The organism is Sorangium sp. So ce693 (genome assembly GCF_051521375.1).
GTDB classification, from domain to species: domain Bacteria; phylum Myxococcota_A; class Polyangia; order Polyangiales; family Polyangiaceae; genus Sorangium; species Sorangium atrum.
Map to the genome: position 1 here is coordinate 6,761,107 of NZ_CP150347.1, position 15,755 is coordinate 6,776,861.

The 15,755-nt window shown below is 71.8% G+C and carries 12 protein-coding genes; 8 read left to right on the top strand and 4 right to left on the bottom strand.

Annotated features, from left to right (window positions below):
• Positions 1–29 precede the first annotated feature (29 nt).
• A complete protein-coding gene (locus WMF14_RS25065; protein WP_437790084.1) occupies positions 30–2,831 on the bottom strand; it encodes a tetratricopeptide repeat protein in 2,802 nt (933 codons plus the stop codon).
• 266 nt (positions 2,832–3,097) lie between these two features.
• Between WMF14_RS25065 and WMF14_RS25070 the strand changes: the two genes are divergently transcribed.
• Positions 3,098–3,286, top strand: coding sequence for a hypothetical protein (locus tag WMF14_RS25070; protein WP_437790085.1), 189 nt, complete (start codon positions 3,098–3,100; stop codon positions 3,284–3,286).
• Positions 3,287–3,300: 14 nt separating this feature from the next.
• Here the strand turns inward: WMF14_RS25070 and WMF14_RS25075 are convergent, their stop codons facing one another.
• Both WMF14_RS25075 and WMF14_RS25080 read right to left on the bottom strand, forming a co-directional pair.
• Entirely contained in the window at positions 3,301–4,632 is a 1,332-nt protein-coding gene (locus tag WMF14_RS25075) for a serine/threonine-protein kinase (RefSeq protein WP_437790087.1), read from the bottom strand.
• Positions 4,629–5,852 (bottom strand): FHA domain-containing protein, encoded by a 1,224-nt coding sequence (locus tag WMF14_RS25080; RefSeq protein ID WP_272093386.1) that lies wholly within the window; start codon positions 5,850–5,852, stop codon positions 4,629–4,631. The genes WMF14_RS25075 and WMF14_RS25080 overlap by 4 nt, the downstream gene beginning before the upstream one ends.
• Positions 5,853–5,957: 105 nt before the next feature.
• On the opposite strand from WMF14_RS25080, the gene pilB reads away from it, so the two are divergent.
• The 6 genes from pilB to WMF14_RS25110 all read left to right on the top strand — a co-directional run bounded on the left by pilB (position 5,958) and on the right by WMF14_RS25110 (position 13,183).
• Positions 5,958–7,658, top strand: a complete 1,701-nt coding sequence (gene pilB / locus WMF14_RS25085; protein ID WP_437790089.1) for a type IV-A pilus assembly ATPase PilB — start codon at positions 5,958–5,960, stop codon at positions 7,656–7,658.
• Between the two features lie 4 nt (positions 7,659–7,662).
• Positions 7,663–8,802 carry a type IV pilus twitching motility protein PilT gene (locus tag WMF14_RS25090; protein WP_272093388.1) on the top strand — a complete coding sequence of 380 codons (1,140 nt, stop codon included), beginning with the start codon at positions 7,663–7,665 and terminating at the stop codon, positions 8,800–8,802.
• A gap of 197 nt (positions 8,803–8,999) precedes the next feature.
• A complete protein-coding gene (gene lexA / locus WMF14_RS25095; protein WP_272093389.1) occupies positions 9,000–9,692 on the top strand; it encodes a transcriptional repressor LexA in 693 nt (230 codons plus the stop codon).
• Positions 9,693–9,800: 108 nt separating this feature from the next.
• Positions 9,801–10,127: a DUF4398 domain-containing protein gene (locus WMF14_RS25100; RefSeq protein ID WP_012237102.1), complete on the top strand. Its 327-nt coding sequence runs from the start codon at positions 9,801–9,803 to the stop codon at positions 10,125–10,127.
• Positions 10,128–10,135: 8 nt separating this feature from the next.
• The gene (locus WMF14_RS25105) at positions 10,136–11,284 is read left to right on the top strand and encodes an OmpA family protein (RefSeq protein ID WP_272093390.1); all 1,149 of its coding nucleotides are present in this window, start codon (positions 10,136–10,138) and stop codon (positions 11,282–11,284) included.
• 246 nt (positions 11,285–11,530) lie between these two features.
• Complete coding sequence (locus tag WMF14_RS25110) at positions 11,531–13,183, top strand: hypothetical protein (RefSeq protein WP_437790092.1); 1,653 nt, start codon at positions 11,531–11,533, stop codon at positions 13,181–13,183.
• 286 nt (positions 13,184–13,469) lie between these two features.
• Here the strand turns inward: WMF14_RS25110 and WMF14_RS25115 are convergent, their stop codons facing one another.
• Positions 13,470–13,835, bottom strand: coding sequence for a PilZ domain-containing protein (locus tag WMF14_RS25115; protein WP_437322524.1), 366 nt, complete (start codon positions 13,833–13,835; stop codon positions 13,470–13,472).
• 261 nt (positions 13,836–14,096) lie between these two features.
• On the opposite strand from WMF14_RS25115, the gene WMF14_RS25120 reads away from it, so the two are divergent.
• On the top strand, positions 14,097–15,707 hold the full coding sequence (locus WMF14_RS25120; protein WP_437790094.1) for a TIGR02266 family protein: 1,611 nt from the start codon (positions 14,097–14,099) through the stop codon (positions 15,705–15,707).
• Positions 15,708–15,755 lie beyond the last annotated feature (48 nt).

The window sequence follows — 15,755 nt, forward strand, 5'->3', positions numbered from 1 at the left end:
ATCCGTGATCGGACGCCTGACGGGAAAGCTCAGGGCTCGATCGCGACGCCGAGCTCCTCGCGCAAGGCGTGGTAGGCGTCCGAGACCGTGAACGAGAGGAGATCGCCGATCTTCTCCTCGGCCGTCAGCACGCCCGGCGCGTCTCCCCGCGAGAGCGACGACGCCGCCACCGAGAGATCGCCGGTCAGCAGATAGCCGACCCGGGCAGCGCACCGCTCGACCGATCCCACCCAGTGCGCGAGATCGAGCGGCGCGCGGATCTCGTAGAGCTCGAACACCGCGGCCTCCAGGGCGTCGCGCTCGCTCTCCGTCAGGCGCTCGTCGAGGAGGGGCACCAGCGCGAGCACCGCGCCCTCGAGATCGGCGGGGACGAGCTCCGACGGCCTCGCCACCTTGACGGCCGCCGCCAGGCAGACGCCGAGCTCCTCTAGCGACGGGAAATGGAGCAGCAGCCGGTGCGGGCCGACGTGGTACGCGACGTGGCTGCCCACCAGGAACGCGAGCTCGGCCGCCGTCCTCCCGCGGAGCGCCTCGCCGCCGACGAGGACGCTCGGCTCTTCGACCGCCACCGCGGCGACCGCGATCGGCGCGTCCTTGCGGAGGTAGACCGCCGGCGAGGCGATCCCGAGACACCGGCTCGCCCACGAGAACAGGCGAACCACGCCCGCCGCGTTCCGCTCCGCGTCGGCGCGCGCGGCCGGATCGAGCTGGGGGACCCGCTTCTCCCGCACGCGCTGGGCGAACCGCGCGCGGATCGCCGCGCCGGCGACCGACGCGAGGACCTCCTCGAGGGCGCGATCGCGATCGCCCGCTCGCAGGAGGTCCCACGTCCCGACGCTCAGCCCGCGCGCAGGCTGGACGAGGCCCGCCGGGCGGTGCTCCTCGAAGATGAAGCGCTCCCGCGCCTCGGCCGCGCCGAGGTAAACGGCCACGCTCGCCGCGGACCAGGCCTGGTCGACCTGCCTCAGCTTCTGGAACGTGTCGAACAGGTCGTGAAACACCTGGACGTTGCCGGGATCGAGCACCGCCGCGGCCTGGAGGTGCGCGGCGGCGCGCTCGAGCCGGCCGGCGGTCCGCGCGAGCGACGCCGCGCTGAGCCGCCCCGGGACGTCGTCGGGCCGCTCGTCCACCGCGCCCTCGAACGCCTCCAGCGCGGAGGTGGGATCCTCGAGGTGATCGCGGAAGAGCATGCCGAGGCGGCGGCAGAGCTCCCAGGTGACGTCGCTCCGGACGCGCAGGTCGGGGATGCGCTGCGCTCGATCGAGCATGCGCCGGTACGCGAGCTCGAGCTCGCCCCACTCCTGCCGCGCCGAGAGGAGGATCGCGATGAGGGAGAGCGGATCGAGGAACGTGGGATCTGCGTCCAGCGCGCGCTCGAGCAGCTCGATCCCGTCCCGCTCCCGCGTGACCTCGGTCAGGGTCGCCCGGGCCTCGCCTTGCATCGCGGCGCGCGCGAGCTCCAGGAGCGCGACCGCCCGCTGCCTCGGCTCCTCTATCCTCTCGATGAGGCAGCGGCGCGCCTCGATCGACGCATCGACGTCGCCCGCGGCCTGGTAGAGCCGGCCCAGGCTGCGCAAGACAGCGGTGTCGTCGGGGCGGAGCTCCCGCGCCCGCTCGAGGAGCTCCAGCGCGCGCGCCGGCTCTCCGGCGATGCCCTCCCAGCGCTCCGCGAACTGGACGAGGAACCCGAAGCGATCGCCGTCCCCCTCGACGCGCGTGAGCAGCCGCTCCTCCGCGATGCGCAGCCGGACGAAGTCGCGCCCGGTGAGGTGGAGCTCGACCAGGGCCTCGAGCGCGGGCCGGTGCTCCGGCGCGAGCGCGAGCGCCTTGTCGAAGCTCTCGATCGCCTCGCGGTGCCGCTCCTGGCGCCACCTGGTCTGGGCGATCCGCAGATGCACCTCCGCGCGCGCGTCCCGGTGCGCTACGCCGACGAGCGCGAGCGCCTTCCTGTACGCCGTGAGCGCGCCCTCCAGGTCCCCGGCGGCCGCGAGCATGTCGCCGGCCGCGAGGTACTGCGCGACCGGATCGTCCGGCGCCGGCGCCGGCGTGGTGGCGGCGTCCCGCTCGTCCGCGATGTCCAGCGGCGCGGCCTCGGTCCCCTCCGCCGGGGGCGCGCCCGGGGCGCCACCGCGAGGGACGAGCACCGAGAAGGAGCCCTGCCCGCCCGTCCGTGCGAAGCACGGGATGGCGCTGGCGAGCTCGGTGTTCCCCTCCACGCGGCGGAAGATCGCCTCCGCGGTGAGGCCGCGCTCCGGCTCGGCCTCGTCGAGGTGCTCGACGAAGGCGCGGGTGAGCACCGACGGCAGATCCGCGTCGAGCGAGCCGATCGGGTGCGCCGCCACGAGGAGCTCGACCCCGGTCACGGAAGACGCCACCGCCTGCTCCGCGGCGGCGACGACGGCGCGCGAGGTCGCCCCGGGGCCGTGGTGGCACTCGAGGACGAACAGCACCTCGCCGCGCGCGCGATCGCGGAACACCGCGGCGATGTCGCCCAGCGCGTCGCCCAGGCCGGGGTTCTCGGGGTCGAGGCAGAGGAAGAGCTCCCCGTCCGGTGACAGCGCGACCGCGCTGGAGGCGTAGAAGAGGAACAGGGTCGATGCATCGTCGCGCGCGGCGTCCTCCGCGTCGACCAGGGTCCTCCGCGTCGCGACCACCTCATCGAACAGCGCGTCGAGCTGCTCCGCGAGATCCCGGGCGGGATCGACGTCGATCACCCGGAAGCCCGCGTCGTCCAGCGAGAGGCGGGCGCGGATGAGATCTCCGTCCAGCGAGCCGGGCGCCGGCCGCTGATCGCGGTGCAGGCTGGGCGTGGCGACGATGGCCAAGCGCATCAGGGCGCCCTCTTCTCGTTGCGTACGCGCATGCAGGCGAGCAATCTACCCAGGGCCGCGCCCGAAGCGAAGCGGGTTGCCACGCTGCGCCGCACCACGCCGCAGCGTGAGGTCCCCCGAACGAGAGATCGGCCCGGCAGAGAGCAGGCATGAGCGAAGGCAGGCGTCGTTGGTGGACGGAAGCACCCGGCAGCGCACGAGCAGCTCGCGCCGCGTCAGCCGCGTCAATTGCGCTCGCGGTCGCCCTCGCGCCCGGCTGCGGGAGCGTGTGCGACGAGGCGACGGAGCACACCGAGGAGTGCGGCTTCCACGGCAGCGGCATCTCCGCCGAGGCGTCGTGCGACGGCCGCGCCCGGTGCGCGGCGGCGTGCGCGGCGGAGGCTCCCTGCGGCGCGTTCGATGGAACCGACGCGGCCGCGTTCGATCGGTATCAGCGCTGCCTCGAAGATTGCTGAGCCCGCCGCGGCGCTCAGCGGGCGGCCCGGACGAGCGCGGCGCCGTCCGGCGGCCGGTCGTCGTCCGGGCCGAGGCACCGCAGCGACAGCTCCTTCCACGGGGCGAGCCCCTCCCCGCCGAGGGGATCGAGGTGGACGAGGACGTCCTCGAGCACGCGGCCGAAGCCATAGACGTCATCGCGCGGATCGCTCGCCCGCCCGGCGAGCCGCTCGGGTGAGACGTACCCTGGGCTGCCGCCGGCCGACGGCGCGCCACGGGGCCTGGCCAGCCCGAAATCGGTGAGCACCGGCTCGCCGAGGTTGCGCAGGAGCACGTTGGCCGGCTTCACGTCCGCGTGGACGTAGCCGCGCTCATGGATGCGGGCGAGCGCGCGCGCGAGCGGACGCGCCCACCGCGCGATCGGCGCGAGCGCCGCCGCGTCGCCCGCGCGGAGCACGTCTTTCACCGACCCCCGCGCGATCCACTCGAGCGCGATCCAGCCCTCCTCGGGGTCCGCGTCGAACACCCGCACGACGCCGGGGCCCGCGAGCGCCGCGGCGAGCCGCACCTCGCGGGTGAGGTGCGCCCGATCGCTGCCCCGCCCGTGGTAGACCTTGAACCCGATGCGCCGGCCGAGCGCCTCGTCCTCGGCCTCGTAGACCGCGCCAGCGCCGCCGCGCGCCACCTCGCGGAGCAGGCGGAACGGGCTCTTGCCCGCCGAGGGCGCGACCACGGTCGCGTCGTCCACGCGGGCGACCGCGGCGGGCCGATCCGCGCCGAGCGCCGCCCGCCAGCGCTGGTGGCGCTCGCGCGCGCCTGGCGCGCCGATCTCCCGGACGAGCACCCGCTCGATCGCGCCGACCGCGCGCGGGAGCTGCCCCAGCGAGGCGTAGAGATCGGCCGCGAGGACGAGGCCTTCGGTCGAGGACACCGGCTGCGCGCGCGACGCGCCCCCGCGCTCGCGCGACGCGGCGCCCTCCAGTACGGCGAGCGCGCCCTGCTCGTCGCCCCGAGCCGCCAGCAGATCCGCGCAGGCCACGCGGATCGGATCGGGCAGCACCCGCTCCTCCATCGCCGCGACGAGGTGCGCCACGGCCTCGGCCTCCCGGAGCGTCCCGCGCGCCCGCCGGAGCACCGCGATCACCTCGTCCGTCGAGGGCCCCTCGCGCGCGCCGGAGCTCCGCAGGCGCGCGATGTCGTCGCTCTCGCGCGACGCGCGCGCCTGCGGCCGCTCCGCTCGCGCCGGATGCGCGCTGCCCCCGACGTCCGCCCCGCCCGGCGCGGCGCCGCCGCTCGCGTCCGCCGGCGCACCGCCGTCCGGCGCGGCGCCGCCGAGGCGCTCCTTGAGCCGGCGCCACAGGCTCACGCCGGGCCGCCCTCGGCGCCGCCGCGCCGGATCGACGTTGCCTCGCCGGCGGGGGGTAGCCGGAAGACCGCCGTCCCCCCGCGCGCCGAGGCGATCGCGTCGCCCGCGCAGAGCTCGACCGACGGCGCGAGCTGGTAGTCGCCGAGGAACGGCGGCGGCGCCCCCGGCGGCGTCTTCAGCGCGACGAAGGACGATGCCCCCGCCCGATCGAGGCGGATCCGCCAGGGACCGACCGGCAGATCTCCGAGCGGCGCCGTGAAGCGATCGCCGGCGATCTCCACCACGCACCCCTCCCCGGTCCCCGGCGCGATCGCGCACGGCACCTCCCCGCCGAGCAGGAGCTGCACGCCGCGGCCGACGGGCAGCGGCCCCGTGAGCCGCGCGCCCGCCAGCGTCGTGCCGTTGCGCGTCCCGAGATCCTCGACCTCGACGCCGGACGGGCCGCGCCGGATCCGCACGTGCGTCCTGCTGACGGCGCGGGACGCGATGACGATGGTCGCCTCGCCGCGGCCGATCGTGACCTCGTCGCCGAGCGCGCACCGCAGGAGGGCGCCGCCGAGCTCGAGCGAGAGGATCGGCCCCGAGAGGAGCCGCGCGCGGATCGCGCGCAGGGCGTCGGCCACCTGCTCGCCACCGCGGTTCCCGGCGATCCAGGCCTCGGCCACCCCGATCGCCTCGCGGCGCTCCGCCATCCGGTCGAGATCCGCGATCGACCGCAGGACCGCGGCGAGCTCTCGCTGGTCCCTCTCGACGGTCATCGCGGAGCGGAGCCGCTCCTCGAGGCGCTCGATCGCGCCCGCCGCGGCCAGCACCCGCGTCTCCGACTCGGTGTCGCCCACCAGGGCGTACGCGTCGGCCGCGCGCTCGAGCTCGCCCGCCTCCTCGAGCTCGCGCGCGACGGCCAGCGCCTCGCTCCGCATCACGCTCGCGCCCCGCGCGCGCACCAGATCGAACGCGAGCAGCGCCTTACGCCCGAGCGCCGAGCGCTTGAGCTCGGGGCTCTCCGCCATGCGGGACGCCGACGCGCAGAAGGCGATCCGCTTCTCGACGCTCCGCTCGGCGTCCGCCCGGAGGAGGAGGACCCGGGCCGCGTCGTCCGGCATCCCGGCGTCGAGGTACAGCTCGACCGCCCCCGCGAGATCGCCGGCGAGCTCCTTGGCCTCGGCCGCCCTGCGTCGGCTGTCCCCCCGCCTGAGCCCGAACCACTCAAAAAGACTCACGCAGCGCCATCCTCGCCACCATCCGACATCCTACCCTTGATGCGCGCCGGCCCCAACCGCCAGCGTTGACTCCCTCCCTCGTCACCCGCAGGATTTGCGGCCTCGATGTCGACAACGAACCGCCTCGGCGAACTGCTCGTCCGCGAAAAGCTCATCAGCCTCCAGCAGCTCAGGCAAGCCCAAGAGGAGCAGCGCAAGACAGGTCAGAACCTCGGGTACGCGCTCGCCAAGCTCGGGTACATCTCCGACGGAGAGATCACGAGCTTCCTCTCGACGCAGTACCGCGTCCCGGCCGTCGCCCTCGACGAGTACGAGATCGACGCGGAGGTCTCGCGCCTCGTCTCGCGGGACGTCTGCGAGAAGCACAAGATCATCCCCATCTCCAGGTCGGGGACGGCGCTCGTCGTGGCGATGGCCGATCCGACGAACCTCCACGCGATCGACGACATCAAGTTCCTCACGGGCTTCAACGTCGAGCCCGTCGTCGCGTCCGAGACCGGCATCACGGAGGCGATCGAGCGCGCCTACAACGTCGGGCCCTCCTACGACGAGGTGCTGAGCGAGTTCGGGGAGGAGGAGGTCGGCTTCCAGGTCGAGGCCGACGACGTGAACGTCCTCGAGCTGGAGAAGGCCGCCGAGGGCGCGCCCGTGGTCCGGCTCGTCAACGCGATCCTCCTGAACGCCATCAAGAAGGGCGCGAGCGACATCCACGTCGAGCCGTACGAGAAGAAGCTCCGCGTGCGCTACCGCATCGACGGCGTGCTGATGGAGGAGATGCAGCCGCCGATCAAGCTGAAGAACGCGATCGCGAGCCGCCTCAAGATCATGAGCTCGCTCGACATCGCCGAGCGGCGGCTCCCGCAGGACGGCCGCATCAAGCTGAAGATGGGCAGGGGCCGAGAGATGGACTTCCGCGTCTCGGTGCTCCCGACGATCTGGGGCGAGAAGATCGTCCTCCGCCTCCTCGACAAGTCGAACCTGCAGCTCGACATGGTGAAGCTCGGCTTCGACCCGAAGCCGCTCGCGGACTTCAAGTGGGCGATCGGCCAGCCGTGGGGCATGGTCCTCGTCACCGGCCCGACCGGCTCCGGCAAGACGACGACGCTCTACTCGGCGCTCTCGGAGCTCAACCAGATCGGCTCGAACATCAGCACCGCCGAGGACCCTGTCGAGTACAACCTGCACGGCATCAACCAGGTGCAGATGCACGACGACATCGGGCTGAACTTCGCGATGTCGCTGCGGTCGTTCCTCCGGCAGGACCCGGACATCATCATGGTCGGCGAGATCCGCGACTTCGAGACGGCCGAGATCGCGGTCAAGGCCGCGCTCACCGGCCACCTCGTGCTCTCGACGCTGCACACGAACGACGCGCCGTCGACGATCTCGCGCCTCCTCAACATGGGCGTCGAGCCGTTCCTCATCACCGCCAGCGTGAACCTCGTGCTGGCCCAGCGCCTCGCGCGCAAGATCTGCTCCGATTGCCGCGTCCCGCTGAAGGTCGACGCGAGGGTGCTCCTCGACTTCGGCTTCACCGAGCAGCAGGTGGCGCGCGCGGAGCTCGTCCGCGGCGCGGGCTGCAAGACGTGCAACGGCTCGGGCTACAAGGGCCGCGTCGCGCTCTACGAGGTCATGCGCTTCACCGACGCGCTGAAGGAGATGGTCCTCCAGGGCGCGTCCACGGCCGAGCTCAAGGCCGCCGCGATCAAGGGCGGGATGCTGACCCTCCGGATGAGCGGGATCGAGAAGGTGCTCGCGGGCGTCACCACGACCGAGGAGGTCGGCCGCGTGACGATGGGGGACTGAGCGCATGACCACCGAGCTCGTCGGACAGCAGGAAGGCCTCCGGTACACGCTCCAGCAGCTCCTCCGCGCGATGGTGGAGAAGGGCGCGAGCGACATGCACATCACGAGCGGCACGCCGCCGCTCCTGCGCATCGACGGCACGGTGGTGCCGCTGAAGCTCCCGCCGCTCATGCCGAGCGACACGAAGCAGCTCTGCTACTCGGTGCTGAGCGAGGAGCAGGTGGCGGCGTTCGAGCAGCGCAACGAGCTCGATCTCTCGTTCGGCATGAAGGGGCTCGCCCGCTTCCGCGCCAACATCTACATGCAGCGCGGCGCCGTCGCGGCCGCCTTCCGGCAGATCCCCTTCCGGATCATGAACTTCGACGAGCTGGGCCTGCCGCCGGTCGTGCTCGACATCACCGCCAAGCCCCGCGGCCTCGTGCTCGTGACGGGCCCGACGGGCTCGGGCAAGACGACCACGCTCGCGAGCATCATCGACAAGATCAACGCGGAGCAGCGGCTGCACATCCTCACGATCGAGGATCCGATCGAGTACCTGCACCCGCACAAGCTGTCGCTCGTGAACCAGCGCGAGATCGGCTCCGACACCGCGTCGTTCAAGGACGCCCTGCGGTACGCCCTGCGCCAGGATCCGGACGTCGTGCTCGTCGGTGAGATGCGCGACCTGGAGACCGTCGAGTCGGCGCTGACGATCGCCGAGACCGGCCACCTCGTGTTCGCCACGCTCCACACGAACTCGGCGATCTCGACGATCAACCGCATCATCGACGTCTTCCCGCCGCACCAGCAGTCGCAGGTGCGCCAGCAGCTCTCGTTCACGCTCGTCGCCGTGATGACGCAGCTCCTCCTGCCGCGCGCGAACGGCCCGGGGCGCGTCATGGCGATGGAGGTGATGATCCCGAACGCCGCGATCCGGAACCTCATCCGCGAGGACAAGCTCCACCAGATCTACTCGCAGATGCAGGTGGGCCAGGCCGGCAGCGGCATGCAGACGATGGCCCAGTCGCTCGTGTCCCTCTACCAGCGCCGGATGATCACGATGGAGGAGGCGTTCGCCGCCGCCGCCGACGCCGACGAGATCCGGGCGATGCTGGAGCCCCGTCAGGCGATGAGCTCACGGAACAACGTCCCGAAGCAGCCTTGACCACAGCGGGCCCCTGCCCTTCGGTTCACCCTGCACGCTCGACGCGCCTCGGGGCTCACGGCGCGGCGCGGCGGGAGGCGGACGGACGGGCGGACGAGCGCCGCTGGCTTCCAGAAATTCGCAGCAAAATCGAGCCCCTGGCGAGAGGGCTCCACACTTTTTTGACATCTACCCAACCGTTCAGTAGGTTCCGCCCGATGCAGGGGCTCACCGAGCGACAACAGCAGGTGCTTCACTATATCCGGCAGTCGATCAGCGAGCGCGGGTACCCGCCGACGCTGCGCGAGATCGGCGCGCATATGGGGATTCGCTCGACGAACGGGGTGAACGATCACCTCCGGGCGCTCGAGCGCAAGGGCTACCTCACGCGCGAGGACATGAAGTCGCGCGCGCTCCGGCCGCGGGATCTCGACGGCGCCGGCTCCGGCGGCGGCGCCGATCTCCGCGGCGCGCTCGTGAACGGCGGGAACGACGCCCCCGCGAACGACCAGGAGGACGACCTCGTCGAGATCGCGGTCGTCGGCCGGATCGCCGCGGGCCTGCCCATCCTCGCCGAGGAGCACGTCCTCGATACGGTCCGGATCGAGCGCACGCTCGTGCGCGGCGGGCGCGAGGTGTTCGGCCTGCGCGTCACCGGCGACTCGATGATCGAGGCGGGCATCTTCAGCGGCGACTACATCTTCGTGCGCCGGCAGCTCACCGCGCAGCGCGGCGACATCGTGGTGGCGCTGATCGGCGACGAGGCGACCGTGAAGTACTTCTTCCCCGAGAAGGACTACGTGCGCTTCCAGCCGGCGAACGCGGCGATGGCCCCGATCCTGGTCCGGGCGAGCGACTTCAAGCCCGCGATGCTCCTGGGCGTGGTCGTCGGCGTCTACCGGAAGCTCTGACCTCACACTTCCCTTCCCCGAGCCGGTTGACGTGCGCCGAGCGGCCTTGATAGCGTCGCGACGGCCGGGCAGACGGTCTTAGGTGCCCGCTCCAGAAAGAACGCGATCGTGACGACGCACGGGCGGCGATTCGGGACTTGGATTTCAGGCGCGGGCATGGTGCTCGCGGCGGCCCTCACGGGCGGCTGCGGCGGTACCCTCTACGCGTTCACCGCGAACTCGGCCTCGAGCAAGCTCGAGACGGCCGAGGCGCTCGGCGCAGAGAAGTATGCGCCGTACGAGTACTACACCGCGCGCGAGCACCTCTGGAAGGCTCGGGAGGAGGCCGCGGCCGCCGACTACGGCGACGCGATCGACTTCGCCGACGTCGCAGAGGAGTACGCGGACAAGGCGATCACCCTAGCGAAACAGGCGCACGAGGGCGCGGGTCGATGAGCATTGGAATGACGCGCCGCAGTTCCCGCCGCGCCCGTCGCGCAGGCGCCGTCGCTCTCGTGGCGATCGCCGGGGCCGCCTTCTCGTGCACGCAGGTGCCGGTCATGCGCGGCGACATCGAGGCGCTGACCACCATCGCGAAGCAGGCGGAGCGCAACGGCGCGCTCCGCTGCGCGCCGCGCGAGCTGGCGATGGCGAAGTCGCACCTGTCGTTCGCCTCGGTCGAGCTCGATCAGGGCTTCTTCGTCCGGGCCAAGGAGCACCTCGACATCGCGAAGGCGAACACGCACGCCGCGTACGACCTCTCGCCGCCGCAGAAGTGCGCCGAGCGCGGGTTCGTCGAGGAGGCGCCGCCGCCCAAGCCCGGAGACTGCGACGGCGACGGGCTGCTCGATCCGGACGACAAGAAGTGCCCGTGCGACGCCGAGACCTGGAACGGCTTCCAGGACGATGACGGCTGCCCGGACGATCCGGACACGGACGGCGACGGCCTGACGGACAGCAAGGACAGCTGCGTGCTCCTGCCCGAGGACAAGGACGGCTACCTCGACGAGGACGGCTGCCCCGAGGTCGACAACGACCTCGACACGATCCTCGACGCGAACGACAAGGACAGCACGGGCAAGAACTGCGCGAACGATCCGGAGGATCCGGACGGCTACGAGGACGCCGACGGCTGCCCCGAGCCGGACAACGACCAGGACACCGTGGTCGATCTCGAGGACCAGTGCCCGAACGAGCCGGGCGTGGTCGGCGGCGACAAGCCGGGCTGCCCGAAGAAGCCGAGCCTTGTCATCGTCACCGAGAAGGAGATCAAGATCACGCAGCAGATCCACTTCGAGTTCGACAAGGACAAGATCCGGCCCGAGAGCTTCCCGATCCTCGACGCCGTGGTGGAGGTCCTCCAGCAGAACCCGAAGATCAAGATCGAGATCCAGGGGCACACGGACAACAAGGGCGCCGCGGCCTACAACAAGAAGCTGTCGGATCGGCGTGCGGCCTCGGTGAAGAAGTACCTGGTGGCCAAGGGCATCGACGAGGCCCGGCTGACATCGAAGGGGTACGGCATGGAGCAGCCGATCGTGCCGAACACGTCCGACCAGAACCGCGCCCTGAACCGGCGCGTGCAGTTCGTCCGCACGGAGGGCGCGCAGTAGTCCAGCCGTCACGGGGGCACCGCCTGGCGTGTCGGGGTCCGGTCGCTCTCGACCGCGCAGTCCAGGGGGCCGGACCCGGCCCCCTCATCCTGAAAGCAAGAGCCCCTCCCCAGCACACCCTGGAGGTCAGAACCCGTGTTTTTCCGTCGTTCACGCCGCGCTCGCCTCGCGTCTGCACTGACTTCGCTGTGGATCCTCGGCGCGCCGGCGGTCGCCGTCGCCGCCGGCGAAAAGGACGCGGAGGCGATGAAGCTGCACAACCAGGCGATGGACGATGACTACCTCTCTGTCGAGTTCGACAAGGCGGAGAAGAAGCTCAAAGACGCGCTGAAGAAGTGCGACAAGAACGCCTGCTCGAAGTCCGTGGTCGGCAAGCTGCACATCGCGCTCGGCACGGTGTACGGCGGCGGCAACAAGCTCGAACAGGCCAAGGCCGAGTTCGTGCTTGCGCTCCAGGCCGATCCGAAGGCGGCGCTCATCGACGCGCTGACGACGACCGAGCTGGCCCAGGCGTTCAAGGAGGCGCAGAAGGAGGCGCAGGCCGCCGGGAAGGCCGGGAAGGCGTCGGGCGACGGCGGCGGCAAGGCCACGAAGGCCGCGGCGGGCGACGTTCCCCACACGCCGGTGGCGGAGCAGGCGGTGAACACGCCGGTGCCCGTGTATGTCGAGATCCCGGACGAGATCGACGCGTCCAAGGCGACGGTCCGCTACAAGCCGTTCGGCTCGCCCAAGTGGAAGTCGCTCGAGATGAGGCGTCTCGAGAGCGGCTTCGGCGTGGAGATCCCCTGCGAGGATGTCACGACGACCGGCGAACTCCGGTATTTCGTCATCCTGAGGGACGAGGCGGGCGATCCGGTGGGCACCGCCGGCTCGATGCAGGCCCCTCACCGGGTGCCGATCAAGAACGAGATCGAGCACGAGCCGTCGCTGCCTGGCCAGGAGCCGCCGAAGCGGTGCGCCGCGAAGGAGGATTGCCCGCCAGGCCTGCCTGGCTGCCCCGAGGCCGGCGGCAAGCGCGGGGACAAGACCTGGGGCGCGGCCTGCGACGCGACCGAGGAGTGCCAGTCGGGGCTCGCCTGCGTGAACGGGACCTGCGAGCAGGGGAGCGACGAGGGGGGCGGGGCGTCGAAGGGCAAGAGCAAGGGCAACCGCAACGTGGTCGGCGTCTCCGGCCAGCTCGACCTGCTCCTGGTGCGCGGCACGGATTACGTCTGCTCGGGCAGCGACGCCGCCTACGCCTGCTTCTATCCGGGCGGCGACGGTCGGCAGTTCTACGGCGAGCCCGCGGATCTCGAAGGGACGAACGGGGTCAAGGGCGGCCTGAGCCTCGCTGGATGGCGGGTGATGCTGTCGTACGATCGGCAGCTGTTCTCGGATCTGTCGCTGCTCCTCGGCGTACGGGTCGGATTCGCGTTCGGCGGCTCGCCGTCTTCCAAGAACGGGCCGAACCCGTGGTCGGACGGGGCGGGCAATGAGCTGCAGAACCCGCATCTCCAGGCGCTCAGCTTCCTGCCGCTCCATGCGGAGCTCCGCGCCACGTATTTCCTCCTGGGGGATCGGATTGTCGAGAAGGGCGGGTTCCGCCCCTACGCCTTCGTCTCGCCCATCGGGCTGGCCCAGGTGAACGCCTCGGTGCCTGTGGATGTGTGCGATCGCCGCACCGAGGAAGGGGATCCTCTGAGCACCAGCAGCAGCAACAGGTGTCCGGCGAACACCCGCTACGTCGAGAATCTCGATGCCTACCAGATCACCGGGCGGAACTTCTCGGCGCTAGGCGCCGGTGTGGTCTATGGCATCACCCAGAACTTCGGTGTGTCCGCCGAGATGAAGGTGATGCTGATGTGGCCAACGCTCGGCCTCGTCCTGGCCCCCACCGTCAGCCCCGTGTTCGCCTTCTAGCTCCGTCTCCCGCACACCCGAGCCCCTCCCCTCCCCCTCCCGGCCGCCGCAGCGCGGGGGGGCCGCCCGTACAGGAGACGGGCCCATCTCGGCATTTCGGCGCGCAGACGTATTCACGCAGGCCGAGCCCCTCCGCCCCCGTTCCCCCGTTCCAGCCGCTGCGCGGGGGGTCGCCCGCACAGGAGACGGGCCCAGATCGGCGTTTTCGGCGCGCAGGCGTACTCACGTACGCCGAGCACCGAAAGCGCCGAGATGGGTCCGTATCCGAAGCGGGCGCCCCCCCGCGCTAGAGGTCGAAGTGTTCGGTGCCGAGCAGCTGGTAGAGGCCGTAGAGCGACCCGGCGTCGTGGTGCTCGAAGCGAACCCCCGCACGCGCCGGCCGGCCCGCCGCGCCGCGGCGGATCCAGGCGATACGACCGCGGAGGCTCAGCGGATCCCACAGGTTCGGGGCGGTGACCTCGAGCGTCACCGACGCCTCGGGATCCAGGAGCTCCGACGCGAGCTGGGCCTCGGACAGCTCGATGCCGGCGCCGCCCAGCCCCAGATCGCGGATGCGAACGCCGTGCTCCTCGACCGACTGCCGATCGCGCAACGTCGCCCCAAGATCGACGCGTCGCCTCGCGTGAACGCGAAAGTGGTCCCGGACAGCCATCCTGGCGCATTCTCCAGTCGACGCGAACATATCACGAGAGACGCGCGCACACGCTCGGTTCGCCATGCCCTGCGGCGCAGGGGCGCGGGCTCGGGCGCGGTGACGCGCGCCGCGCGAACAGCATGCTCGCCCGGTCGCCCATGGCTGCGTTCGGTAAAGCGACCGTCACGTGTTAGCCTTTGGGCTTCGCGGCGAACCTTGGGTAACATGCGGACCACATCCGCTGGAGCGAGTCGCGAAGTAGACGGGAGTTCTACCCTGATGGCCCAGGACACACGCAAAGATCCGCGAGCGAGAGTGCTGCAGATGACCGTCCGCTACAAGAGCGCCACGGTCGACGAGTTCATCGAGCACCACTCGCATGACGTGAGCCGTGGCGGCATCTTCATCAAGACGCCGTCGCCCTTCCCCGCTGGCACGCTGCTCAAGTTCGAGATCCGTCTGCAGGACGAGCAAGCCGTGATCGCCGGCGTCGGCCGCGTCGTGTGGAAGCGCGAGCCCGCGCAGGGGAGCGACGCGCACCCGGCGGGCATGGGCGTGAAGTTCATCAAGATCGATGAGAAATCCAAGGCTGTGATCACCCGGCTCGTCGACGCGCAGGCTGGCGCCGGGTCGGCGTTCGAGGCCGGCATCACCGACCGCGCGGATCTGGGCGACGACGTGCAGGAGATCACGGCCCCGTCGGCGACCGCGAGCGCACCGCAGGCCGAGCCCGCGCCCGCCAAGGCAGCGCAGGCGCAGGTGAAGCGGGCGTCGACGATGCTGGGGCTCGGCTCGATCGGGGCGAAGGGCGACGCGGGCAAGGGCGAGGCGAAGAAGGCCGACGCCGCGGAGGGCGGCAGCTTCTTCCCGCAGACGAACCCCGAGAAGGAGATGCCGCCGCCCGACGAGCGGACGATGATGAAGCAGGCGGCCGAGCTGCTGAAGCAAGCGCTCGCCGATGCCGGCGGCTCGCTGGACGAGATCGGCCCGTCCAAGGAGCCGCTCATCGCCGCCCCGCCGAAGAAAGCCGAGCCCGCTCCGGCGCCGAAAGAGGAGCATGTCAGGCCGCTGGCCGAGCCGGCGGCCATACCGGTCCCTGCGGTCGCTCAGCTGGTGAACGAGCGGGAAGCGCGGGAGGACGCGCCCGCGGCCGAGGCGAGACCAGCGAAGGCGGCCGCGGCCAGGAAGCCGGCCGAGGTCGCGGACAGGGCGCCGGCAGACGATCTGCACGGCAAGGCTGCGCGCCAGGAAGCAAAGGCGCCGGACGATCAGGCAAAGGCGAAGCCGACGTCCGCCAGGCCGAAGGAAGACAAGGCGGCCACGGCCAAGCCCGCGCCCCAGGCTCCGCTCGCACAGGAAGAGGAGAGCAGCGGCACCGGGCGGCTGCTCACGATCCTGCTGGTCGCGGCGGCGCTCTGCGGCGCGCTCTGGCTCGTCTTCGGGCAGAGCGACAAGCCCCCTGCGACCCCGCCGGCCGCGCCGGAGCAGCCCGCGGCGAAGCCTGCCGCTCCGGCGGAGAAGCCTGCGGCTCCGGCGGAGAAGCCTCAGCCGACGGAGGCCGTGCCCGCAGCGACGGACAAGGCTCCGCCCACCGGGACGGCGGCGCCCACGACGACCGCCGAACCGCCGGCGGCGCCGGCGGCGAACGCCACCGCGCCCGTCGGGGCGACGGCGGAGCCTGCGGCGCCCAAGGCGACGGCGGAGCCCGCGGCCCCGGCGACGGCGGAGCCTCCGGCGCCCAAGGCGACGGCGGAGCCTGCGGCGCCCGCCCCGACGCCAGAGCCCGCGGCCCCCACGGCGACGGCGGCGCCCGCGGCGCCCAAGCCGGCGGCCCCCAGGCCCAGGCCGGCCGCGCCGAAGCCGCCGAAGAACGACGATCCCTACGGTTGATGACCAGGCCGCGGGTCCTCCGCGGGAGAGGCAGCTGCGATGAGCGGC

Coding starts and splice junctions, on each gene's coding strand:
- WMF14_RS25120 (WP_437790094.1), top strand. CDS start 14,097: ATGGCCCAGGACACACGCAAAGATCCGCGAGCGAGAGTGCTGCAGATG.
- WMF14_RS25065 (WP_437790084.1), bottom strand. CDS start 2,831: ATGCGCTTGGCCATCGTCGCCACGCCCAGCCTGCACCGCGATCAGCGG.
- WMF14_RS25115 (WP_437322524.1), bottom strand. CDS start 13,835: ATGGCTGTCCGGGACCACTTTCGCGTTCACGCGAGGCGACGCGTCGAT.
- WMF14_RS25110 (WP_437790092.1), top strand. CDS start 11,531: ATGAAGCTGCACAACCAGGCGATGGACGATGACTACCTCTCTGTCGAG.
- WMF14_RS25105 (WP_272093390.1), top strand. CDS start 10,136: ATGACGCGCCGCAGTTCCCGCCGCGCCCGTCGCGCAGGCGCCGTCGCT.
- WMF14_RS25090 (WP_272093388.1), top strand. CDS start 7,663: ATGACCACCGAGCTCGTCGGACAGCAGGAAGGCCTCCGGTACACGCTC.
- pilB (WP_437790089.1), top strand. CDS start 5,958: ATGTCGACAACGAACCGCCTCGGCGAACTGCTCGTCCGCGAAAAGCTC.
- lexA (WP_272093389.1), top strand. CDS start 9,000: ATGCAGGGGCTCACCGAGCGACAACAGCAGGTGCTTCACTATATCCGG.